Genomic DNA, 23,236 nt, shown 5'->3' with positions numbered 1-23,236 from the left:
TTCCTCGTCGAGGGATGGGACGAGGTCACGACATGGACGGTGCACCTCGGAAGCCGGGCAGCCTTCCTCACGGTCCCGCTCGGACGAGGGCTGACGTACTGCTACGCCGACGCCGACTCGCCCACCGCGGGCGACCCGGCCGTCGGCGACCCGGAGGCACTGGCACGCAGGTATGCCGGCTTCGCCGAGCCGGTGCCCGCGCTCGTCAACGAGTTCCTCGGCTCCGGTGGAACGCCCCACTTCACCCCGATCCAGGAGGTCGACCACACGCCCTGGGTGAAGGGGTCGACCGTGCTCGTCGGCGACGCCGTCGACGCGACCGCACCCGGGCCTCCCCCGGCTCGCCCGAGACACCGCCCTCCGGCTCGTCGGCCAGCGGATCTTCCGCAGCAACTACTCCGCCCTCGTCCCGGAGCCTTGGGTGGAGGGCGACATCATCCACGGGTCGCGCAGGTCGTAGTAGGTGACCTCGCCGACCTGGAGGTCGTTCATCTCCTCCATGGTGCCCGCGACCTCGGCGGGGGGTTCGGTCTTCTCCCCCACCCTGGCCTCGGCCTCGGACGTGAAGTAGATCGCCATGACGTACTCCCCGTCGTCGCGGGTCAGCAGGAGCGAGCCGAGGATGTCGGGACGGAAGCGTGCCCACGCCTCCGGGTCGGTGGCGGCCAGCTCACGCGCACGGGCGGTGTCGCTGACCTGTCCTCGCATGACCTGGACGAACCCGGCGGTGTCCGGGTCGCCGACGAGGTCCTCGTCGACCTCGGTGCTGTCGAAGAAGGTCGCCTCGCCGTCGAGGTTCGCCGCGAGCGAGTCCCACCACTCACCCTGCTCGGGGCGGTCGCTGTTGGTGCGCGCCGCGTCCGCGGACTCGAACCGAGCCAGGGCCACGAGTACGCCGTCGTCGGTGATGCCGGCCGTCGATCCGAGCCATCCCTTCGCGTCACGCCCGGCTCCCGTCGGCCAGCTCTCGAGCGTGGCGCGGACGGCTTCTGCGTCGGTGACCTTGCCGGTGAACATCTGCGCGAACATCACGACCTCCTGGTGTCTGGTGGTTGCTGTTGACTGGTTGCTGTGGACGTGGTGCCACCCTCAACGGGCCGCCTCCAACGTCGCGGCGGGCTGTGGCTCCTCCCACCTCGCCGGTGACTCCGCATCGAGCTCCGCATCCCGCCGCGCGAGGGCGCTCGGCCACCACATCCGGCCCCGCACGTCGAGGTTGAGGGCGGTGACGAGGACCGAACGGACCACGAGCGTGTCGAGCAGGACGCCCAGGGCGACCGCGATGCCGATCTCGGCGAAGGCGACCAGCGGGAGCGTCGCGAGCACGGCGAACGTCCCCGCGAGCACCAGGCCGGCCGAGGTGATGACACCACCGGTCGCGGCCAGTCCGACGAGGGCACCGCGGCGGGTGCCGATCTCCTTGGCCTCCTCATGGACGCGGGTCATGAGGAAGATGTTGTAGTCGATCCCCAGGGCGACGAGGAACACGAAGACGAACAGCGGCAGGGACGAGTCCGCGCCGGCGAAGTCGAACACGTGCCGGAAGAGCAGCGCCGAGATGCCGAGCGCTGCCCCGAAGGACAGCACGACGGTGCCGATGAGGATGAGGGGCGCCGTGATCGCGCGAAGCAGCAGGACGAGGATCAGCAGGACGACCACGAGGATGAGCGGGATGATCCGCACGTTGTCGTCGGCGGCCGCGCGGAGCGTGTCGGCGCGGGTGGCGGTGTCCCCTCCGGCGATCGCGTCAGCACCGGGGACACCCGCGATCGCGTCCCGGATCCGGTCGATGCTCTCCGTGGCCGCGTCCGAGTCGGGAGCGTCTGCCAGGGTCGCCTGCAGGAGCGTGCGCTCGCCCCGCGTCACCGGCTCGGCGACCGACGCCACCCCGTCGACCTCCTCCAGCGTGGTCCTGACCTCGCCGGCCGCGCCGGCGTTCGCCAGCACGAGGACCGGTGAGCCGGCTCCGGCGGGGAAGTGGTCGGCGAGCACCTCTTCCCCGACTACGGACTCCGGCGTGTTGTAGAAGGAGTCCTTGTTCTCCAGGCCGGTCGCGTTGAGCTGCAGGACACCGAGGGACGCCACCGCCAGCAGGATCGACGTCACGACCCAGGTGCGCCGCGGGGCGCGGGCGATGCGAGCGCCGATCCGGGCCCACAGCACGTCGCGCGTGTGGTCGGCCGACCCGTACGACGGGCGCACCGGCCAGAAGATCCACCGCCCGCAGACGACGAGGATCGCGGGCAGCAGCGTCAGCATGACGAGCAGCCCCACCGCGATGCCGATCGCCGCCACCGGCCCCAGGCCCTTGGTGGAGCTCATCGTCGCGATGAGCAGGCAGAGCATGCCGGCGATGACGGTGGCGCCGGACGCGACGATCGCCGGGCCGGCCCGGTGCAGGGCGAACGCCATCGCCTCGTGCCGGTCCGCGTGCCGCCGCAGCTCCTCCCTGTATCGGGCGACGAGGAGCAGCGCGTAGTCGGTCCCGGCGCCGAAGACGATGACGGTGAGGATGCCCGAGCTCTGCGCGTTGACGGTGAGGGTGTCGTCCCTGGCGAGGAAGTAGATGACGCCCTGGGCGACGAAGAGGGCGGTGCCGGCCGAGACCACGGGGACGAGCCACAGCACCGGGCTGCGGTAGGTCAGCAGCAGGATGACGATGACGACACCCATCGCCGAGTAGAGCAGCTTGCCGTCGATCCCCGCGAACGCCTCCGAGGAGTCCGCCGCCAGGCCGACCGGACCCGTGACGTGCATGGACAGCCCGTCCGGGCGGTCCTGGGCGGCGGCCCGCAGCTCAGCGACGGTCGCGCCGAGCGAGTCCCACCCCTCCTCGCCAGCGTCGACCGTGACGATCACCTGCAGCGCCTCACCGTCCTGCGACGGGAGGGGACCGACGACGTCGGTCCGGACCTCCTCGATCGCGCCGAACCGCGCGGCGTGGGCCGTGACCGCCTGCGTGTCCTCAGGGGTGAGGCCGCCGGGGCGCTCGTAGACGATGACCGCGGGGAACTCGTTCTTGCTCCGGAACGCCTCGATCTGCCGGACGACCTGGGTGGACTGCGCGTCCTCGGGCAGCCAGGCGACCGCCTCGTTGTTGAGGACGTCCGGCAGCCTGCCCGACGGCCCGAACGCGGCGGCCAGCACGAGCGCCCAGAACACCACGACGAGCCACTTGGTCCTCCGGGACGCCGGGAACCAGGCGAGCCTGCCCACGTCCGCGATCCGTGTCTGCGCCACCGCCATCGCCCCTTCCTCCGCGGCGCCGCCCCTGCTTCACGGCCCACAACCGTTCCACGTTAAGGGCGACCCTCCGGACCCGACAATGGTCCGTTTTCGGTTCGGTGTGGCCGCCGTCGGTGGTCCCTCCGGACTGGCCCCGACGGGGGTCGGGACCTTCGGGCCTTGTCCGGTCCCGAGACCGTTCGCAGGCTGGCGACATGGGCGCATCAGGGGCAGACGGCGCGACAGCGGCAGGCCCGGTGGAGCGCATCAGCGTCGGCGACGCGCTCCAGCTGGCCACGGACGTCGGGCCCGTCCCCATGAACATCGGTGCGCTCCTGACCCTCGGTCCCGGTGCGAGCGCCTCCCACGTCGAGCAGACGCTGCAGCGGCGCGCCGGGAAGATCTACCGGCTGCGCCAGGTCCTCGTGTCACCGCCACCCGGGCTCGGCCGGGCCTACTGGACCGACGACGTGGCGTTCGACGCCCGGTCGCACGTGACGAGCCAGCCCCTCCCGGGGTCCGGCGACGAGGACCGTCTGCTGGCGAGCGCCGTCGACGCCGTGACCCGACCCCTCCCGCGAGACCTGCCCCTGTGGCGGGCGGTCGTCCTCGGTCACGAGGGTGGTGAGGCAGCGGCGGTCGTCGTCGTCCTGCACCACGTCCTGACCGACGGGATCGGTGGTCTCGCCGTGCTCGACCGCCTCGTCGACGGGGGCGAACCGGGGACCGCACCGGCGGGAGCGTCACGCGGAGCGGCCCCCGGCATACGCGATCTCCTCTCCGACCGCGCCCGCGAGATCGCGCGCGGCCTGCGGGGCCCGTCGTCGACCGCGTCCCGGCTGCGCCGCGGGGCGGCGGAGCTCGGAACCCGGCGCCTCCTCCGGGCGCCCGCGACCTCGCTCAACCGGGCGACGGGTCCGCATCGACGCATCTCCGTGGTCAGCGTCGACCTCGACGCGGTGCACGAGGCCACCCGACGTCACGGAGCCACCGTCAACGACGGCGTGCTCGTCGCCGTCACCGGCGCGATGGCCGAGGTCCTCCGCCGACGGGGCGAGCACGTGCGGGAGCTCGTCGTCTCGGTGCCCGTCTCGGCCCGCGCGCACACCACCGGTGGTGACCTCGGGAACCGGGTGGGGGTCATGCCCGTCCGGGTGCCGCTCTCCGGGTCGGCCACCGAACGCCTCGAGGCGGTCGCCACGCTCACACGGGTCCAGAAGACCCAGACCCGGGGCGCCTCGGCTGCGCTCGTCGGGCCGGCCTTCCGGCTGGTCGCCGCGACAGGGCTGTTCACCCGGTTCATCAACGGCCAACAGCTCGTCAACTCGTTCCTCACCAACCTGCCGGGCCCACGACGCGAGCTCACCCTGGCAGGAGTCCCGATCCGCCGGATCGTTCCCGTGACGACGACGGCCGGAAACATCGGCGTGTCCTTCGCGGCGCTGTCCTACGCCGGGTCGCTCACCGTCGTGGCGATGACCGACCCGGAGGTCGTCCCCGAGATCGGACTGCTCACGACGTCCCTGCGACGCGAGCTGGAGGCACTGGTGGGCGCGAGGACGATGCATCCGTAGTCGAGCAGGTGCAGGCCACGGGACCAAGTGCCCTGTCCCAGCAGCGTCCCCGACGGCGAGGCTGCTCGACGTGGACACCACGACCGCGACGACACCCACCCTCGGGACCTCGACGACACGCGGCCCCGGACCCGCGACGGCGCTCGCCGTCGTGACGGCCGTTCTCGCGCTCGTGTCGGCCGTCTGGACCTTCGTCGACCCGGGTCTCCTCCACGGCCCGGCGGCGATGCAGGGGTCTGCCCGGGGGACGGCGCTCGTGCTGGGAGTGCTGGCCGTCCCCGTCCTGCTCGTGTCCGTGTGGCGGGCCAGGCTCGGCTCGGGGCCCGCGTTGGTGACATGGGCCGGGGCGCTGCTCTACGTCGTCTACAACGCGGTGCTCTTCCTCTTCCTCACACCCTTCAACGCGGCCTTCCTCGTGTACGTGGCCCTGTTCGGGACCTCCCTGTGGGCGGTCGGCCACCTCGCGATGTCACCCGGGCTGTGGCAGGTCGCCCGCGACGCGGCTCGCCGCGCCCCCGTCCGGGGAGTCGCCGTCTACGTGTGGGTCGTCGCCGTCCTCAACGCGATCGCCTGGCTCGCCATGATCATCCCGTCGCTCGGTGACCACCCGGCCCCCATGCTCGAGGGCACCGGGGTGCAGACGAACGCCATCTACGTCCAGGACCTCGCGGTCTGGCTCCCCCTCGCGGCCGTGGGGGCGCTGTGGCTGTGGCGTCGGGAGGCCCGCGGTGCGCTGGTGGTCGGCGCCGTCCTGGGCCTGTGGGCCATCGAGTCGGTGAGCATCGCGGTGGACCAGTGGTTCGGTGTCCGCGCCGACCCGGACTCCCCCGTGGTGTCCCTGTCCGTCATCCCACCGTTCCTCGTCCTCGCGGTGGTCGGCCTCGTCCCGCTCTGGCTCCTCCTCCGATCCGGGTCCCGCGCCGCGCCGGGGCGTGAGGTGGGCGCGCCGTGACGACTCCCGCACGACGTGGACTTCCTCACCCCTGACCGGCGAGGCCGGCGAGGACGGCCGGCGGGCCGAAGGTCCCTACCCGACCCGTGGTTGCAGGTGGAGCGTGGAATGGACAAGGACACCCGCACCGAAGGTCTTGATCATCATGGCGGTCACCACTCCCTACGCACCCTCCCCCACGCCGTACCCCGTCCACGTCGACGCCGTCGACCAGCCCGCCGTCTCCCGATGGCTGTGGCTCGTCAAGTGGCTCCTCGCGATCCCGCACTACGTGGTCCTCGTGTTCCTCTGGGCGGCCTTCGTCGTCCTCAGCGTGGTCGCGCTCTTCGCGATCCTCTTCACCGGTCGCTACCCGAGAGCGATCTTCGACTTCAACGTCGGGGTGCTCCGGTGGTGGTGGCGGGTGACCTACTACTCCTACGGCGCGCTCGCGACCGACCAGTACCCGCCCTTCACCCTCGCGGAGGACCCGAGCTACCCCGCACACCTCGAGATCGACTACCCCGACCACCTGTCACGGGGCCTCGCGCTCGTCAAGTGGTGGCTGCTCGCGATCCCGCACTACCTCATCGTCGGCATCCTCGTCGGCAGCGGCGCGACGGTGGCCTGGCAGGCCGACAGCGACGCCCGGTGGGTCCTCGGCGGGGGCCTCGTGGGTCTGCTGGCGCTCGTGGCCGCCGTGGTCGTCGCCGTCACCGGGGCCTACCCCCGACCCCTCTACGACCTGCTGCTCGGTCTCAACCGCTGGGTCCTGCGCGTCGCCGCGTATGCCGGCCTGATGACCGACCAGTACCCGCCCTTCCGCCTCGACCAGGGCCCGCACGAGCCGCACGGCCGCATGGACCTCACGTCGTCCGGTGGTCCTCCGCCTCCCCCGCCCGCTGCCCCGCCGGCCGGGCACCAGCGCGCATCAGGCCAGCTCCCGACCGGGGGTGGCGCTCCCGTCGCCCGGGGAGGCTGGGGCACCGGCTCCGTCCTCACCGTGGTCATCGGCACCCTCGCGGCCCTCACGTCGCTCGGGCTGCTCTCCGGCGGCGTCACCACCCTCGTCGCGAGCAGCGTCGCCCGCGACGCGGACGGCTACGTCATGTCGCGGGTCGAGCCCGTCGGTTCCGACGGGCACGCGGTGGTGTTCAGCGACCTCGAGATCCACACCGCAGGTGCGAGGTGGGTGCCCGAGCAGGTCATCGGGGACGTCAAGGTGACGGTCACGTCCGGCACCACCGGCGCCGCGATCTTCTTCGGCATCGGCCCCGGAGCCGACGTCGACGCGTTCCTCGGCAGCGCGTCGTACAGCGTCGAGCGCGGGCCCGGCCTGGAGCCCCGCGAGGTCGCGGGGTCCGGCAGCCCGAACTCGCCGTCGTCGGTCGACTTCTGGGATGCCACCCGTGAGGGCACCGGGACGCAGGAGCTCGTCTGGACACCGAAGGACGGTGACTGGTCCGCCGTCATCATGAACCCCGACGGGAGCGCGGGCGTCACCGCCGACGTGGCCGTCGGAGCGACCTTCCCATGGATGGGCCGTCTCGGCGTCGGCCTGATCGTGGCCGGTCTCCTCGTCGCCGCCCTCAGCGCCGCGCTCATCACCCTCGCGATGCGGGAGGTCGCCCGGACCCCCGCCCGCACCTGACCCCGACACACACACGAGTCCGATGGTGCGCACGCACGCACCCGAGAAGGAGAAGACGATGACGAAGGCATGGGTGGTCTACGAGTCGATGTTCGGCAACACTCGCGAGGTCGCCGAGGCGGTCGCCCAGGGCATCAAGGAGCATGCCGAGGTCGAGGTGCACGAGGTGTCCACGGCCCGGTCGCTGCCCGCCGACCTGGACCTGCTCGTCGTGGGCGCCCCGACCCACGCGTTCGGCCTGAGCCGGCCCTCCACCCGCGAGGACGCCGCCACCAAGGCCCACCGCGCGGTCGAGTCGACGTCCATGGGCGTGCGTGAGTGGCTGGAGCAGCTGACCCCGGACGCGACCCCGCCCCGGTTCGCGACCTTCGACACCCGCGTGAACCACCCCCGGGTTCCGGGGTCCGCCGCGAAGAAGGCCGCCAAGCGGCTGCGCAAGCGGGGTGCGACGGCGCAGACGGACCCGGAGTCGTTCTGGGTGCACGGCACGGAGGGCCCCGTGCTCGACGGCGAGCTCGACCGAGCCCGCACCTGGGGCAGCTCGATCGCGAGGGCCTGAGCCGTGAACAGCTACGGCCTGGGCGGCAAGGTCGCCGTCATCACCGGAGGGGCGTCGGGCATCGGAAGGGCCTGCGCCCACGTCATGGCCCGCTCGGGCGCCGACGTCTCCATCTGGGACCGCGACCAGGACCACATCGACGCCGTCCTCCAGGAGCTCGAGGGGTTCGAGTGCCGCACCCACAGCGCCCTCGTCGACGTCGGTGACTCCGCGTCGGTCGACGCCGCCATGGAGTCCACGCTGGCCGCCCTGCACCACGTGGACGTCGTCGTCGCCAACGCCGGCATCGGGGGTGAGGCCCTGAGCAGCGGTGACTACACCGACGACGGCTGGCACCAGGTGATCAGGGTCAACCTCGACGGCGTCTTCTACACCCAGCGAGCTGGCATACGGGCCATGAAGGAGTCCGAGCGCGGCGGGTCGATCATCAACATGGCCTCGATCCTCGGTGCGGTCGGCTACGCCACCGCGAGCGCCTACACCGCCGCCAAGCACGGCGTCGTCGGCCTCACCCAGGCCGCGGCCTGGGAGCACGCGGCCGACAACATCCGCGTCAACGCCGTGGGCCCGGCCTTCATCCGCACGCCGCTCCTCGAGGCGAACCTCACCGAGGAGGTGAGCACCGCGCTGGCTGCCCAGCACGCGTTGCAGCGTCTCGGTGAGCCGGAGGAGGTCGCCGAGCTCGTGGCGTGGCTGGCCAGCGACGCCGCGTCGTTCGCGACCGGCACCTACTACCCGATCGACGGTGGCTACCTCGCCCGCTAGGGCAGCTACAGGGCGGCGACGAGGCTCGCGACGAAGACCAGCGGCAGCGAGACGAGGGCCCCCAGCGACGTCGCCATCGTCAGGGTCTTGAGACTGCCCTTGGTCGAGAGCTCGAGCAGGGTGCTGAACATCCAGAAGAAGTTGCTGTTGACGTGCAGCGCGAACATGGCCCCCGAGGCGATCGCCAGCGCGATGACGACGGGGTCCACGCCGAGCGAGCCGACGACCGGCGAGATGATGCCGGCGGCCGTGATCGCCCCGACGGAGACCGAGCCGATGGCGAAGTGCAGCACCGCCGCGATGAACCAGGCGAGCAGGATGCTGACGATGACCGACGCGTTCTCGTCCGCGGAGAAGAGCTCCTTGAGGGTGTCCTGCATCCCGCTCTCGGCGATGACGGCACCGAGGGAGCCGCCGACGCCCGTGACGAGCAGGATCTCGCCGGTGGTGTGGAAGCCGGCGGTGAGGACCTTGCCGACACCGTCCGCCCCGAGGGACCGGCGCACCATGGTGAACGCGATGAGCAGGCCGATGAAGAGGGCCATGTTGGCGTCGCCGAGGAAGTCGAGGACGGGGTGCGAGACGTCGGCGACCTGGGCGATCGCCCCGCTCGCGATGAGCACCAACGGCACGAGGATCGGCAGCAGCCGCACGACCAGCGGCAGCCGGGCCGCCGACTCGGCCAGCGGCACGTCCTCGGTCTCGCTGTGCGGGCGGTCGTCGACGATGACGGCGTCGGGGTCGATGTCGGTCTCGGCGTTCCAGAAGCCGCGACCGAGGATGAGCCGGAAGAGGAACGTCGTGATGAGCGCCGTCGCCAGCCCGATCGGGAGCCCGTAGAGCAGGTACGTCCCGAGGGGCACGTCCATGAGCCCGGCCACCGCGACCGCGGCCAGGCCGGGCACGACGAAGACGTAGCCGGAGAAGATCCCGATGCCGAGGGCGCCCGCCATCCACGGCAGCCCGAGGCGGCGGTCGACGGCCGGCGCCGACTCCTTCGCCATCGGGGCGGCGAGCACCACCTGCACGTCGACGTAGATCGACGGGAAGATCGTGGCGAGCGTGCCGGCCATCGCATAGGGCAGGCGCTTGCCCACCCGCGTCGCGAGGATGCCGACGAGGTCGTTGAAGGTCCCCATCGCGTGGAGCAGCGCGCCGATGAGGACACCGAACCCGATGAGCAGCCCGACCTCGGCCATGATCTCGCCGAAGCCGCCGGTGATCTGTTCGACGGTGCCGTCCGCGCCCAGTCCCGTCGCGAGCCCGAGGTAGACGCACGCCACGAGCAGCGAGATCACCGGGTCGATCCTGAACTTGATGATGAGCAGGATGGCCCCGAGGATCGCGATGGCCGAGTGCAGGATCTCCATGGAGCTGTCCCATCTGGTGCGACCACATCGCGCACGAGAGGTGGTCCGGAGCGGATCGGGGTGGTCCGGGTGGCGGAACCACCCTAGGGGGTCGACGCGTCGCGCGCCCTGCTCAGTCGCCCCGTCCACCGACGAGGAACGACCGCAGCCCGGGCGCCGGTGCGGCGGGATCCACCTCGCCCCGCTGACGTCGCGCAGCGCCGCCCTCCCGCACCACGCGGTCGACCGTCTCACGGACGAGGGCCAGGTCACCGACTGCCTCGAGCGACTCCCGGGTCGCCCGCAGCAGCGACTCGACCGCGAGCGCGGCGGTGACGAGGTCGCCCGTGGCGGGGTCGACGAGCCGATCAGCCAGTCCGTGCCTGGCGGCCCGCCAGGCGGCCGCGCGCAGGGTCGAGGTGGGGAGGTCGGACCGCCGACCCGACCCTTCCGCCATCGTCGTCACGAGCGCACGACAGAGGGCGGCGACGGCCACCGCGACACCCGGGTCGGGGCAGACGTCGGTGACGCGCACCTCCACCGTGGGGTAGCGCGCCGAGAGCCGCGCGTCGTAGTAGAGCATTCCCTCGTCGAACGCTCCACCGACGTCGATGATCTGCGTCGCCGCCCGCCGGTAGGTGTCGACGTCGTTCCACACCTGGGTCGGCCCGGCGGTGGGCAGCTGTGACAGGACCACCGAGCGGAAGCTCGCGTGGCCGGTGTCGCGTCCCTGCCAGAACGGTGAGTTCGCCGTGAGGGCCGTGAGGACGGACAACCACGGACGTATGCCGTCGAGCGCGACGATGCCCTCCTCCGGCGAGGAGACGGAGACGTGCACGTGCGTGCCGCACGTGAGCTGGTGCTCGGCGAGGTGCCCGAACTCGTGGGCGATGCGGGTGAAGCGTTCGGACTCGGTCGGCACCGGGTCGTGGGCACCGGGCCACGTGCCCGACGCCACCACGAGACCGTCTCGTGCCGCGGCGAGCTCGCCGACGCGTCGACGCAGGCGGTCGAGATCCCGCGCGAGCTCCGCCATCGACGAGCACGGGCGCGAGGTGATCTCCACCTGTTCCTGCTTGAACTCGGTGCGGATGTCCGGGTCGGCGGCGTCGGCGGCGAGGCGCGGGCCCAAGGGCACGGGCTCACCGGTCGTGGCGCCCACGAGGAGGAACTCCTCCTCGACGCCGACCGTCCGGGGCGTCACCGCAGGCTCGAGCGTCCGGCCGCCCACGCGTCGAGGACCTCGTCGGCGAACCGGCCGCCGAGGAGCTGGCTGGCCTGGACGCCGAAGACGAGGTCCTCCGCCAGGTGGGGCTCGTCGGCGAGCATCGGACCGATGACCTCGCGCCGGAGGATCTGCTCGTGCACCGCGTCCGCCTCGACGTGCTCGGCGTAGAAGTACTCGGTCGCCGGCCCGCAGCCGAGTCGCTGCGCGGCCCGGACCAGGCGCGCCGACCCCGGGGACGAGGTCAGCTCGATGACGGCGAACTGGCCGACGGCAGCGGCGCGCAGCTCGCGGCGGAGCCCGCACACGGACATGAGGTTGACCTCGGCGAGCACCGACCCGCTCACCCGGTCGAGGTGGTCGCCGTAGGCGGACGAGAGGCCGAGCTCGCGCATCATGTCGGCGAAGAGCTCGGAGTGCATCTCGTCGGCCCGGCCGGCGCCGTACTCGTCGTGCTCGACCGTGACGATCCCGGCCTTGGCCCGGCCGGACATCCGGGCCACCACGAGCAGCTGCGGGTCGGCCTCCTTGAGGTGGTAGGCCGACCGGTGGGTGACGTACTCGCGGAACTGCTCCTTCGTCCCCTCCCTGAGCAGGTGGTGCGAGATGCCGCGCGCCCCCACGGTCTCGGTCAGCAGCGCCGCGACCTCGGCCTCGACGTCGGCCCCGCCGGCGACGTCCCTGCGCAGCGCCCCCAGGAAGGTCGCCTCGAGCTCGAGGCGCAGGGCGAGGAGGTCGAGGTCCCACTCCATCGCGTCGGGGACGTCCGCGAACCCGCGGTAGTGCAGTTCGTAACAGACGTAGAGGGCGAGCTGGAGGTCGTCGCCGTAGGGGTCCGCGACGGACACGTCCGCGAGTAGCGGCCCGGAACGACCGGCGCAGTGGTCGATCACCGCCCGGGAGAGCGGCCCTCGGTCCGAAGGCAGTCGAGGTGCCCGGACCCGCGTCTCGGTCGCCGTCATGAGGCGTCCGCCCGGTCGGCGCGCACCTTGGTGCGGTGGCTCGTGTCGCAGAACGGGGCGATCCGGCTCCGCCGGCAGGTGCACAGCGCGACGACCCGCCGCTCGGAGCGCACCGTCGTGCCGTCCTCCATGACGACCTCCACCGGACCGTCGACGAGCACCGGTCCGTCGTGGGTCACCGTCACCCGGGTCGCGGAGCGCGCGGTGTGGTCGTTCGCCATGGTTCCTCCTCGGTTCCCTGCCGAGCCTAGACGTCCCGGGGTGCCGTGAAGCGCTGGAGGAACGCCGTCAACAGCCGGGCCGACTGGTCCCGCGGCAGGGCCTCGATGAGCGACAGGACCGACGTGAGGTCGAGGTCCCCACCCGACCGGGCGGCATCCGCGAGGGCGACCGGGTCCGGCATGCCGTTCTCCGACAACGCCTCCGGGCCGGGCAGGACAGCACCACGAACCGCCGCCGCGCCGCCCTCGAGCGCCGCCGCCAGCTGCTCGACGAGCCCCTCCGTCACCGGAGTGATGGTGAGGTGCGCGGTGTGTGGCACCACCGAGCCGTCGGACTGCACCACCGACGGCTGGCCCTGCAGGACGAAGCCCCGCTCGGCCACGGCCGCCGTCCACAGCAGCGGGTCGACCCGTCGCTCCGCCGGGACGGTGGCGTCCGTCGCGACCGCGACCAGGGGACCGACCCGGTCCCCGACGACGCGGAGCCCGTCGACCCCCTCGACGGCGGCGACCACGGCCGACGTCGCGCGGACGACGCGACCGGTGAGGGCGGCATACCCCTCGTCCCCGAGAGACTGCACGACCGCCCACGCCGCGGCGAGCGACGTCGCGGAGCGGGTGCCGAGGACCGTCGGGTTGACGACGGGGTAGCCGAGCCAGTCGGTCAGGGCGAAGTAGCGGGCGCGGTCGAGCTCGGCGTCCGCGAAGAGGAGGAGCGAGGCCCCCTTCGGCGCGTAGCCGTACTTGTGGAGGTCCGCACTGATGCTGCTCACCCCGCGCACGGAGAAGTCCCACGGTGGGACCGGGCAGCCGCCGGCCACCGGCCACCACGGCAGCACCCATCCGCCGACGCACGCGTCGACGTGGCTCGGGATGCCCCGGTCGGCTGCCGCCCCCGCGACCTCGGCGACGGGGTCGAGGACGCCGTGCGGGTACGACGGCGCCGACACGACGACGAGCGCGACGTCGTCACCGAGCGCCTCGACGTAGCCACTCGCGGGCGCACGACCGCTGGCCGGGTCGACGGGCAGCACCGTCGTCCCCAGCCCGAGGTAGTCCGCGGCCTTGTGGAAGGCGGCGTGCGCGGACGTGGACATGACGATCCGCGGGCGGCCCTGTCCTCCGCCGGCCCGCCACAGGTCGCGCGCCGCCTTGACGGCGAGCAGGCAGCTCTCCGTGCCGCCCGACGTCACCGAGCCGGTCGCGCCCGGGCCCCGCAGCATTCTCCGCCCGAAGGTCACGAGGTCGGCCTCCATGAGGGCGACCGACGGGAACGTCGTCGGGTCGAGCCCGTTGACCGGCTGCAGCATCCGCATCGCCTGTGCCGCAAGCTCGTCGACCTCCGGGCGGCCGTGGTCGTAGACGTAGGACAGCACCCGTCCGCCGTGCGTCGGTGCGTCGTGCTCCCGATACGCCCGCAGCCGTCCCAGCACCTCGTCAGCGCCCGTCATGCCCCACCTCCGGTTCCTCGTAGCGGCGCAGGGCCGCGATCGACAGCACGGCCAGCAGCGCCGGCACGAGAGAGAACGCGAGCGCCATGGCGACCTCGGCACCGCGCGGCTGCGCCACCGGGTCGCCCGTCGACGACACGAACCCGCCCACGGCCAGCATGACGAGGACGATGCCCGGTCCGAGCGCCAGCCCGGCCGTCTCCAGCGCCGTCCACACCCCGCTCATCGCTCCACCGCGGGCCCGCCCGGCCTCCTCGACCACGTCCGGGAGCATGGCGAGCGGGAAGAGCTGCATGCCGGCGTACGCGACACCGCCGAGCGCCAGGGCGAGCACCGACAGCCACACCCACCCGAGACCCAGCGCGGGCAGCTGCAGCGCACAGGCGAGGACGAACAACCGGGACGACGCGAGGTATGCCGTCCGCTTGCCTCGTGCTGCCCCGTACCGCTTCCAGGCCGGCATGACGACGAGCGCCGGCGCGACGACGGCGGCGAAGAGGACGCTGACCCACGACGCCGAGCCGAGGAGGTAGGTCGCGACGTACTGCGTGGCCGCGAGGACGATCCCGACCGCGAGGGCCTGCAGGACGAAGACGACGAGGAGGGCGCGGAAGCGCGGGAGCTCACGGAGGGCGTCGACCCCGGCGCGCAGGGTGGGCGGCTGCGCGACGCGGGCGGCCGGTGCGTCGTGGCCGCGGAGGCTGGCGACCGTCGCCAGCATCCCCGCCGTGAGGGCGAGCGCCGACACGACGGCCATGACGAGGTAGCCGGCGCGTCCGCCGCCGAGCAGGGCGCGCACCCCCGGCGCGCCGGCGCCGAAGACGAGGATCGCGAGGGCGAGCACGCCGACCCGCCACGCCATCATCCTCGTCCGCTCGGCGTAGTCGCTCGTGAGGTCGGCGGGCGCGGCGATGTAGGGGACCTGGAAGAGGCTGAACGACGTCGTGGCGAGGACGAACGCGACCGTCACCCACACCGCGGCGACCGCTCCGGACCAGCCGTCCGGCACCGCGAACATCGCGACGAAGCCGACCGGCAGGGTGAGCGCCCCGAGCGTCATGAGCCGGTGCCGCGAGCCGCGCGTCGTCAGCTCGCGGTCGCTGCGGGCACCGATCGCCGGGTCGATGACGACGTCCCACACCTTCGGGAGGAGGACGACGACGGCGGCCAGCGCGGCGGCGACGCCGAGCGTGTCGGTGAGGTAGTAGGCGAGGACGAGGCCCGGAAGGGTGCCGAAGCCGCCGGTGCCGACGCTGCCGGCCGCGTACCCCGCGGTCTGCGCTCGGGTCAGGCGGTCGCGGGGCATGCACCGCAGTATGTCTGCCGGACTGGCGTACGAGGCCCGAACGCGGCCATGCGGTCAATGCCCCGCGTCGCTCCTCAGCAGCCGCCACCCTCCGGCCGTCAAGGCGCCCAGCGCCCACGCAGCCAGGGTGAGTCTCGCCGACGTCACCGTCATGTCGTCCAGGGGCCCCTCGCCGAAGATGAGGAACAGCGCCCCGGACCCCGGCAGTCGCGCGGACGTGGTCGCCGCCCAGTCGAACGGCAGCTGCGCCACGAGAAGGGGCAGGACGAGGAGCAGGGCGATGGCGAGCACGAGCGCGGCGGCCGTGCTGCGGGTCGCGAGACCGAGCCCGATGCCGAGCAGGGCCCCGCAGCCCAGGACGACGACGATGTCGCCCATCGACCGGAGCCCGTCGCCGAACGGCAGCCCGACCCGCGGCGGCGCGAGCGTCCGCACCACGACGCTGGCCGCGACGACGAGCACGACCCCGAGGGTGGTGACGGTGAGCGCGATGACGAGCGCGCGCGCGGCGAGCAGCACTCCCCGGCGCGGGGTCCACTGCAGGGTCGGGACGATCGCTCCGGTTCCGTGGTCGGCGGTGCTCGTCACCACCGCCATCGCGACCGTCCCGAAGAGGGCGAACATCGCGGTGAAGCGCGCACCCTCCCACGCCGACGCCCCCACCGGCACCGACTCGGGGTTGTTGGCGACGTCGATCCCGACGAGCAGGCCCAGCCCGACCACGGCGCACGAGATCAGACCCGTGAAGACCCAGCTCGAGCGCACGCTCCAGATCCGACCCCACTCCGCCCGGCTCGCCCGGGCCAGCACCGTCGCGGTGCTCATCGGACCGCTCCCTGCGCGAGCGCGGTCGGGACGTGGCCGTGGTGCTCGACGCTGCCCTCGGTGAGCGAGAGGTAGGCGTCCTCCAGGGACTGCTCGACCTCGGCGAGGTGGTGCAGCCGGATGCCGTGCGCGTGGGCGAGGTCACCGACCTCGCTCGCGGGCACCCCGCTCACCTCGAGCTCGTCCGGCCCCGGGCGCTCCACCGCGGTGTCGGGTCCGAGCACGCTCTCGAGCTCGTCCGCCTGCGGCGTGCGCACGCGGACCCGTTGTCCACCCAGGCCCCGCAGCAGGCCGGGCATGTCCGTGTCGGCGATGAGCCGCCCGCGGCCGATGACGACGACCCGGTCCGCGATGAGCTGCATCTCGCTCATGAGGTGGCTCGACACGAGGACCGTGCGCCCTTCCTCCGCGAACCCGCGCAGGAGGCCGCGGATCCACCGCACCCCGTCGAGGTCCAGGCCGTTGACCGGCTCGTCGAAGAGCAGGACCGGTGGGTCGCCGAGCAGGGCCGCGGCGATGCCGAGGCGCTGGCGCATCCCCAGCGAGTAGCCCTTGATCCGCCGTCCGGACGCCTTGCCGAGCCCCACCTGCTCGATCACCTCGTCGACGCGTTCGCTCCGGATACCGTTGCTGTGGGCCGCGATCCGCAGGTGGGACCGGCCCGTCCGGCCCGGGTGCATCGCCCCTGCGTCGAGCAGCGCGCCGACCTCGCGCAACGGCGCGGGGAACGCGGCATACGAGCTGCCGTTCACCGTCGCCGTCCCGGAGGTGGCCCGGTCCAGGCCCATGACGACCCGCATCGTCGTCGACTTCCCCGCACCGTTGGGCCCGAGGAAGCCGGTCACCTTGCCCGACTCCACCTCGAAGCTCAGGTCGTCCACCGCGCGCACCGAGCCGTACGTCTTCGTCACTCCGCTCACCGAGATCATGGGAGGGACGCTAGGAGAAAGCGGGCGGGTGGCGGGGGCACGGTGTGTGAAGGTTCCGTGCAGATCCTGCTGCCGCCGCCGACCGGAGGGAGGGCGCGGGGTCAGGTAGCGCGGGTCAGGTGGGCGACGACGTAGAGGACGCCGAACGGGTCGCTGACGTCGAGGGAGCCGACGACGAGCGGCACCTGCCCCGCGGCGGCGGCGAGGACCTGCAGCGGGGCGCGGCCCGCGACGAGGAGGTCGGCGCAGAGGCCCGGGTCGAGGTCGAGGAGCCGGGCGAGTCCACCGTCGGCGCAGCCACGAATGGCAGCGACGATGGCGTCGTCGACCTCGGCCGCGCGGGGGTCGAGGTGGCCGGGGGCCTTCTCGGTGCGCCGGGCCGAGCCGTCGGCGACGACGAGCATCGTGGTCGCCTGCCCCTCGGCTGCCAGGGCGCTGCCGAGGGCGACGCACTCGGCGGTGGTGGCGTCCCACGCGACGGCGACGTGCTCGACGTCGAAGTCGAGGTGCGAGGCGGCGAGCAGGTGGTCGGCGACGCGCAGGCCCACCGGGGGCCTGGTGCTGCGGGGCTCACGGTCGGTGGCGTGGACGACGACGACGTGGGAGGCCGTGGCCACCGCGGACCGGACCGCCTCGACACAGGACTCGGAGACGTCGGGGGCGACGGCGGCCCTCCCCCGGTACTCGGGCAGGAGCAGGGGGGCGCCCGGCACGATGACGACGTCGGTGACCGGCCCGCGTGCCGGCGCCGACGTCGCTCCGGGCGTCACGCGAGGCCCCGGGCGGTGCGCGCCGGCGGCAGGTCGCCGGCGATGACCGAGACCATGTCGAGCACCTGGCGGGTCTCGACGACCTCGTGCACCCGGTAGATGTGGGCTCCGTGCCAGGCGGCGACCGCGGTCGCGGCCAGCGTCCCCGTCAGCCGCTCGCCGACCGGCAGGTCCAGCGCCTCACCAACGAAGTCCTTGTTGGACAGCGAGACCAGGAGCGGCCAGTCGAGCGCGACGAGCTCGTCCAGCCGGCGGGTGACCTCGAGCGAGTGCCAGGTGTTCTTGCCGAAGTCGTGCGCCGGGTCGATGACGACGCGCGATCGGTCGACGCCCGCGGCGACGGCGCGGTCGGCCTGGGCGAGGAGGGAGCGGACGACGTCGGCGACGACGTCGTCGTACTCGATGCGGTGCGGGCGGGTCCGCGGCGCGACGCCGCCGGTGTGGGTGCACACCACCGCGGCGTCGAACTCCCCGGCCACCGACACCAGCTCGGCGTCGGCGCCACCCCACGCGTCGTTGAGGATGTCCGCGCCGGCCTCGAGGACGGCCCGGCCGACCGAGGCGCGCCACGTGTCGACGCTGATGAGCAGGTCGGGGTGCTCGGCGCGGACCGCGGCGACGAAGTCGACGACCCGGGCCTTCTCCTCGTCGGCACCGATCTCGACGCCGGGCGCGGCCTTGATCCCCCCGATGTCGACGATGTCCGCGCCCTGCTCGACGACCTCGCGCACGCGGTCGAACGCGGCGTCCTCGCTCCACGTCGAGCCCTTGTCGTAGAACGAGTCGGGCGTGCGGTTGACGATCGCCATGACGAGGCGCGAGCGGGCGTCGAACTCCCGGCTCCCGAGCCGGAAGGTCAGCACGACGCCGCCGGGGGACGCTCACCGATGCCGACCGGCGTGACGACGGGCTCGAACCCGGCGCTCCGCCGCGCGTACTGCGTGAGGACGGCCGTCTCACCGAGGCCGGACCGGTCGCGGCGGTCACCGTCCACGGGCTCGCCGACGGGCCGGAGCCGTCGCCGGTCCACGGGCCGGAACCGTCGCCGGTCGGCGGCCGCGAGGACCTGCACTGCCATGAGGCCGAGCGTGTCATGGCGGTGGTGCCGGTGGGTGCGCCGCCCCAGGTCGACCTGCGCGATCCCACCGACGCCGTGGGTGTCGGCCGTGTCGATGAGGGCGGCGATCTCGATCCCGTAGCCCACGGGCACCGAGTACGACGCGAAGGCGGAGCGCCGGATCGCCCACTCCCCCGACAGCGGCTGCACGATCCCCGCGAGCTCGGGGCGGTGCAGGGCGAGCCACGGGCGGGCCACGAGCTCGGTGACCCGGCCCCCGGCCTCCTCCTCGCGCCCCTCGGCGTCGATCATCGGCCGGTCGTAGACCGCCTTGACGAGGTGGACGTCCTCGTCGACGAGCAGCGGACCGAGCAGCCCCGTGACGAAGTGGGTGCCCCAGTCGAGGAGGTCCGCGTCGACGAACACGACGAGGTCACCGCGCGTGACGAACTGGGACTTCCACAGGGCCTCCCCCTTGCCGGGCACCGTGCCGAGGTCGGGGCGGATCCCCGCGGCGGGCTCGACCCGCGCGCCGGCGGCCGCCGCGACCCGCGCCGTGGCGTCGGTGGAGTCGGAGTCGATGACGACGACCTCGTCGACGAGACCGCGCCCACCGGCGACACTCCCGAGGTCGGCGACGAGGCGCTCGACGACGGCCGCCACCGTCGCCTCCTCGTCCCGGGCGGGGACGACGACCGAGATCGTCCGGTCGCCCTTGAGCGCGATGAGGTCCGCGGTCGTCCAGTCCGAGGCCCGGTATGCCGTCACGGCCCGGTTGATGCCCGCCTCGCCCATCGCTCTCGTCACGACCCGAAGGTCGGCGGCCGCTTCCCGCGGAACGCGGCGAGGCCCTCGGCGAAGTCCGGGGTCCGGAGGAGGGCCCGCTGGCCGCTCTCCTCGCGGCCGAGGGTGGCGTCGAGGTCGAGGGTGGCCGCGGTGATCGCCGCCGTCGTCAGCGCCGTCCCCTCGGGGGCGAGTGTGGCGAGGTGCGCGACGAGCTCGTCGGCCCGGGCCGCGAAGTCCTCCCGTGCCACCGACTCCGACACGAGGCCCCACTGGGCGGCCGTCGCCCCGGTGAGGCGTTCACCGCTGAGGGCCAGCCGCAGGGCGCGGGCGCGCCCGACCGACGCCGCCACGAGGGCCGTCGCGCCACCGTCGGGCATGAGGCCGAGGGCGCCGAAGGCCAGGACGAGCGTCGCGTCGTCGGCGACGAGCACGTAGTCGGCGGACAGCGCGAGCGAGAGCCCGGCGCCCGCCGCGACCCCGGGCACCAGCGAGATGACGGGGGTGCCCGCCTCGAGCACGGCCCGGACGGCGGCTCCGACGCCGAAGAGCGTCCCGTCGAGGTCGCCCTCGTCGACGTGCACGCCGAGGTCGGCACCGGCGCTGAACGCGCGGCCCTCGCCCGAGAGCACGATGACGCGGACCGCCGGGTCGTCGTCGAGCCGCCCGATGCCGCGGGCGACCGCCCGGAGCATGTCCGGCGCGACCGCGTTGAGCCGCTCGGGCGCGGACAGGGTGAGACGCCCGACCGCCCCGTCGACCCCGACCCGGACCTGGTCGGCCGGGGTCGCCGTGTCGTCGATCATGCCCGGACGAGCTCGAGGATGGTCGCGTTGGCCATGCCGCCGCCCTCGCACATCGTCTGGAGGCCGTAGCGGATGTCCTCGCGCTTCATGTGGAAGAGGAGGTCGCTCATGATCCGACCGCCCGACCCGCCGAGCGGGTGGCCGACCGCGATGGCGCCACCGTTGGGGTTGAGCAGCGCCTCGTCGACGCCGAACTCCGCCTGCCACGCCAGCGGCACCGAGGCGAAGGCCTCGTTGACCTCGAACACGCCGATGTCGGACAGTGCGAGCCCGGAGCGTTCCAGCACCTTGTGCGTCGCGGGGATCGGGGCGGTGAGCATCATGACGGGGTCGTCCCCTGCGAGCGCGCCCGTGTGGAAGCGGGCGATCGGCGTCAGGCCCAGCGCGTCGGCCTTCTCTGCGGCCATGAGCAGCAGCGCCGAGGCGCCGTCGCTGATCTGCGAGGCGTTGCCGGCGTGGATGACGCCGTCGTCCTTGAAGACCGGCTTGAGCTGCGCGAGCGACTCCATCGAGGTGCCACGGCGCAGGCCCTCGTCGACCGAGAAGGTCGACCCGTCCGCGAGGGTGACGGGGGCGATGTGGTCGGAGAAGCGGTCCGCGTCGATCGCGGCCGCGAGGCGCTCGTGGGAGCGGACGGCATACGCGTCGAGGGTCTCGCGGGACAGTCCCCACTTCTCGGCGATCATCTCGGCCCCGATGCCCTGGTTGAACGTGTCGACGCCGTAGCGCTCGAGCAGCGACGGTGGGTACGGGAAGCCGAGGTCCTTGACCGCGAGCGGTGAGCCCATGGGGACGGCGGTCATCATCTCGACGCCACCGGCGACGACGACGTCCTGCTGGCCGGACTGGATCGCCGCGGCGGCGAAGTGGACCGCCTGCTGCGAGGAGCCGCACTGGCGGTCGATCGTCGTGGCCGGGACGGACTCGGGCCACCCGGCGGTAAGGACCGCGTTGCGGCCGAGGTTGAACGACTGCTGGCCGACCTGCTGGACGCAGCCCCAGATGACGTCGTCGACGATCGCCGGGTCGAGCTGCGAGCGCTCGGCGAGGGCACGCAGGACGTGCGCGGAGAGCTCGACGCCGTGGACCGCGGCGAGCGACCCCTTGCGGCGGCCGATCGGGGTGCGGACGGCGTCGACGATGACGGCGTCGCGGGGGGAGAGGGTCATGCGTTGCTCCTGGTGTTCTGGGGACGGTAGGACGTGGCGAGGAGGGCGGCGGCCGCAGCGAGCCCACCGACGAGGGCGACCGCGCCCCAGCCGATCCCGGCGAGGTCGAGGCCCAGGGCGGAGTCGAGCGACCAACGGCCGGGACCGACGACGGCGAGGCCGACGGCGACCATGGCGACGAGCACGACGTACTCGGCGCCACCCTTGAAGATGAAGTAGCCCTTGCCGCGGTGGTCGGTGAGCGCGGCCACGGTCATGAGTCCGACGAAGGCCATCGCGCTGAGGCCGGTGAGCAGCCCGAGGGTGACGAACACCCCGGCACCGATCTCGGTGGCCGCGGCGACACGGGCGTGCAGCCAGCCCGGGCGCAGGCCGAGCGACGCGAACCACTTCTCCGTGCCGGAGAGCCCGCCGCGGACCTTGTTGAGGCCGTGCAGGACGAGCATCGGGCCGAGGGCGAGGCGCAGCACGAGCGAGGCGACGTCGAGCTCGGTCGTGGAGATCGCCGTGGGGTCCATCAGGCGCCACCCGCCGGCACGAGCTCGCGCAGGCCGGGCACGACCTGCTCGCTGAAGGTGCGCAGGAAGCGCTCCTGGTCGCCGCCGGGTCCGTGGAAGACGAGGTGGTCGAAGCCGAGGTCGGTGTACTCGCGCACCGCCGCCACCACGGCGTCCGGGTCCGAGGCGACGATCCACCGCTTCGCGACCTGCTCGATCGGCAGCTCGTCGGCGGCCCTCTCCATCTCGGCCGGGCTGTGGATCGAGTGCTTCTGCTCGGCGGTGAGCGACAGCGGCGCCCAGAAGCGGGTGTTCTCGAGCGCCTGCTCGGCGTCCGGGTCCCAGGACAGCTTGATCTCGATCATCCGATCGATGTCGGTGTCGCCCTTTCCTGCCGCCGCGAGGCCCTCGGCGACGGCGGGCAGGAGCTTGTCGGCGTAGAGCTCGCGGCCCTTGCCGGAGGTGCAGATGAAGCCGTCACCGGACCGGCCGGCATACCGGGCCACGAGGGGACCACCGGCGGCGATGTAGACGGGCACAGGCTGGTCCGGGCGGTCGAAGATGCGCGCGTCCTCGGTGCGGTAGTACTCGCCCTCGAAGGTCACCGACTCCTCGGTCCACAGCGCCCGCATGAGGCGGACCGACTCCCGGAGCCGGGCGTACCGCTCCTTGAACTCGGGCCAGCCGCTCTCCGGGACCGAGCCGACGGCCACCTCGTTGAGTGCCTCCCCGGTGCCGACGCCGAGCATGATCCGCCCCGGCGCGAGGCACCCGAGGGTCGCGAACGTCTGGGCGACGACCGCCGGGTTGTAGCGGAACGTCGGGGTCATCACCGAGGTGCCGAGGAGCACCCGCTCGGTGCGCGCCGCCACCCACGACAGCCAGGCAAGGGAGTTCGGCGCGTGCCCGCCCTCGAGCCGCCAGGGCTGGAAGTGGTCGGAGATGGTGACCGAGTCCAGTCCCAGCTCCTCGGCGAGGACGGCGTATGCCGCGAGGTCGCCTGGGGCGAACTGCTCCGCCGAGGCCTTGTAGCCGATACGCATGCGGCCATCTTCGCCCATGCCGGTGCCATAGTGACCGTGTGCCCGGTCACGCCCGTCACACCGCCGGCCACCGTCGCGCCTCGCGCGCCCCGGTCGCGGCCCTCACCTGCGCGGCGCTCGCCGGCGCCCTCGCCGGCT

The 23,236-nt window shown here is 73.0% G+C and carries 22 protein-coding genes; 5 read left to right on the top strand and 17 right to left on the bottom strand.

Translation table 11 applies throughout. The features are described 5' to 3' along the window. Positions 1–393 precede the first annotated feature (393 nt). Complete coding sequence (locus tag N801_RS21600) at positions 394–1,029, bottom strand: hypothetical protein (RefSeq protein WP_035939035.1); 636 nt, start codon at positions 1,027–1,029, stop codon at positions 394–396. A 60-nt stretch (positions 1,030–1,089) separates the two neighbouring features. Beyond that, entirely contained in the window at positions 1,090–3,246 is a 2,157-nt protein-coding gene (locus N801_RS14070) for an MMPL family transporter (protein WP_084108977.1), read from the bottom strand. Between the two features lie 194 nt (positions 3,247–3,440). Here N801_RS14070 and N801_RS14065 point away from each other — a divergent pair, with 194 nt between their 5' ends. From N801_RS14065 to N801_RS14045, 5 genes are all read left to right on the top strand, one after another. After that, complete coding sequence (locus tag N801_RS14065) at positions 3,441–4,799, top strand: wax ester/triacylglycerol synthase domain-containing protein (RefSeq protein ID WP_052113052.1); 1,359 nt, start codon at positions 3,441–3,443, stop codon at positions 4,797–4,799. Between the two features lie 70 nt (positions 4,800–4,869). Continuing rightward, positions 4,870–5,751 carry a hypothetical protein gene (locus N801_RS14060; RefSeq protein ID WP_035939029.1) on the top strand — a complete coding sequence of 294 codons (882 nt, stop codon included), beginning with the start codon at positions 4,870–4,872 and terminating at the stop codon, positions 5,749–5,751. A 145-nt stretch (positions 5,752–5,896) separates the two neighbouring features. Then, positions 5,897–7,381, top strand: a complete 1,485-nt coding sequence (locus tag N801_RS21830) for a DUF4389 domain-containing protein (RefSeq protein ID WP_035939025.1) — start codon at positions 5,897–5,899, stop codon at positions 7,379–7,381. Positions 7,382–7,439: 58 nt separating this feature from the next. Continuing rightward, positions 7,440–7,940: a flavodoxin family protein gene (locus N801_RS14050; RefSeq protein ID WP_035939058.1), complete on the top strand. Its 501-nt coding sequence runs from the start codon at positions 7,440–7,442 to the stop codon at positions 7,938–7,940. A gap of 3 nt (positions 7,941–7,943) precedes the next feature. Continuing rightward, positions 7,944–8,705, top strand: coding sequence for an SDR family NAD(P)-dependent oxidoreductase (locus N801_RS14045; RefSeq protein WP_035939023.1), 762 nt, complete (start codon positions 7,944–7,946; stop codon positions 8,703–8,705). A 5-nt stretch (positions 8,706–8,710) separates the two neighbouring features. Here N801_RS14045 and N801_RS14040 read toward each other — a convergent pair whose 3' ends face one another. The 15 genes from N801_RS14040 to fgd form a co-directional block, all read right to left on the bottom strand. Beyond that, complete coding sequence (locus N801_RS14040; RefSeq protein WP_035939020.1) at positions 8,711–10,075, bottom strand: GntP family permease; 1,365 nt, start codon at positions 10,073–10,075, stop codon at positions 8,711–8,713. 112 nt (positions 10,076–10,187) lie between these two features. Beyond that, a complete protein-coding gene (locus N801_RS21105) occupies positions 10,188–11,258 on the bottom strand; it encodes a carboxylate-amine ligase (RefSeq protein WP_169744273.1) in 1,071 nt (356 codons plus the stop codon). Then, complete coding sequence (locus tag N801_RS21100) at positions 11,255–12,127, bottom strand: iron-containing redox enzyme family protein (protein ID WP_169744272.1); 873 nt, start codon at positions 12,125–12,127, stop codon at positions 11,255–11,257. Before N801_RS21100 ends, N801_RS21105 begins: the two co-directional genes overlap by 4 nt. A gap of 110 nt (positions 12,128–12,237) precedes the next feature. Next, positions 12,238–12,462 (bottom strand): CDGSH iron-sulfur domain-containing protein, encoded by a 225-nt coding sequence (locus N801_RS14025; RefSeq protein ID WP_035939011.1) that lies wholly within the window; start codon positions 12,460–12,462, stop codon positions 12,238–12,240. A 26-nt stretch (positions 12,463–12,488) separates the two neighbouring features. Then, positions 12,489–13,913: a pyridoxal phosphate-dependent decarboxylase family protein gene (locus tag N801_RS14020; RefSeq protein ID WP_035939008.1), complete on the bottom strand. Its 1,425-nt coding sequence runs from the start codon at positions 13,911–13,913 to the stop codon at positions 12,489–12,491. Continuing rightward, positions 13,900–15,219, bottom strand: coding sequence for an MFS transporter (locus N801_RS14015; RefSeq protein WP_035939005.1), 1,320 nt, complete (start codon positions 15,217–15,219; stop codon positions 13,900–13,902). Before N801_RS14015 ends, N801_RS14020 begins: the two co-directional genes overlap by 14 nt. A 54-nt stretch (positions 15,220–15,273) precedes the next feature. Next, complete coding sequence (locus N801_RS14010) at positions 15,274–16,044, bottom strand: hypothetical protein (RefSeq protein WP_035939002.1); 771 nt, start codon at positions 16,042–16,044, stop codon at positions 15,274–15,276. Further along, positions 16,041–16,973, bottom strand: coding sequence for an ABC transporter ATP-binding protein (locus N801_RS14005; RefSeq protein WP_035938998.1), 933 nt, complete (start codon positions 16,971–16,973; stop codon positions 16,041–16,043). Before N801_RS14005 ends, N801_RS14010 begins: the two co-directional genes overlap by 4 nt. Positions 16,974–17,074: 101 nt before the next feature. Then, positions 17,075–17,743: a class III extradiol ring-cleavage dioxygenase family protein gene (locus N801_RS14000; protein WP_052113048.1), complete on the bottom strand. Its 669-nt coding sequence runs from the start codon at positions 17,741–17,743 to the stop codon at positions 17,075–17,077. Continuing rightward, the gene (folP, locus tag N801_RS13995) at positions 17,740–18,603 is read right to left on the bottom strand and encodes a dihydropteroate synthase (protein WP_035939053.1); all 864 of its coding nucleotides are present in this window, start codon (positions 18,601–18,603) and stop codon (positions 17,740–17,742) included. The genes N801_RS14000 and folP overlap by 4 nt, the downstream gene beginning before the upstream one ends. Beyond that, positions 18,600–19,607 carry a glucosyl-3-phosphoglycerate synthase gene (locus N801_RS13990; protein WP_084108974.1) on the bottom strand — a complete coding sequence of 336 codons (1,008 nt, stop codon included), beginning with the start codon at positions 19,605–19,607 and terminating at the stop codon, positions 18,600–18,602. The genes folP and N801_RS13990 overlap by 4 nt, the downstream gene beginning before the upstream one ends. Continuing rightward, positions 19,604–20,389, bottom strand: coding sequence for an enoyl-CoA hydratase/isomerase family protein (locus tag N801_RS13985; RefSeq protein WP_035938995.1), 786 nt, complete (start codon positions 20,387–20,389; stop codon positions 19,604–19,606). Before N801_RS13985 ends, N801_RS13990 begins: the two co-directional genes overlap by 4 nt. Then, positions 20,386–21,558 (bottom strand): thiolase family protein, encoded by a 1,173-nt coding sequence (locus N801_RS13980; protein WP_035938992.1) that lies wholly within the window; start codon positions 21,556–21,558, stop codon positions 20,386–20,388. Before N801_RS13980 ends, N801_RS13985 begins: the two co-directional genes overlap by 4 nt. Then, complete coding sequence (locus tag N801_RS13975) at positions 21,555–22,076, bottom strand: DoxX family protein (protein ID WP_035938988.1); 522 nt, start codon at positions 22,074–22,076, stop codon at positions 21,555–21,557. The genes N801_RS13980 and N801_RS13975 overlap by 4 nt, the downstream gene beginning before the upstream one ends. Beyond that, on the bottom strand, positions 22,076–23,098 hold the full coding sequence (gene fgd / locus N801_RS13970) for a glucose-6-phosphate dehydrogenase (coenzyme-F420) (RefSeq protein WP_439330540.1): 1,023 nt from the start codon (positions 23,096–23,098) through the stop codon (positions 22,076–22,078). The genes N801_RS13975 and fgd overlap by 1 nt, the downstream gene beginning before the upstream one ends. Positions 23,099–23,236 lie beyond the last annotated feature (138 nt).

The organism is Knoellia aerolata DSM 18566, from assembly GCF_000768695.1.
Taxonomy (GTDB): Bacteria; Actinomycetota; Actinomycetes; order Actinomycetales; family Dermatophilaceae; genus Knoellia; species Knoellia aerolata.
The sequence above is the reverse complement of the archived record's forward strand: the minus strand, read 5'-3'. Positions and strand labels throughout refer to the sequence as shown.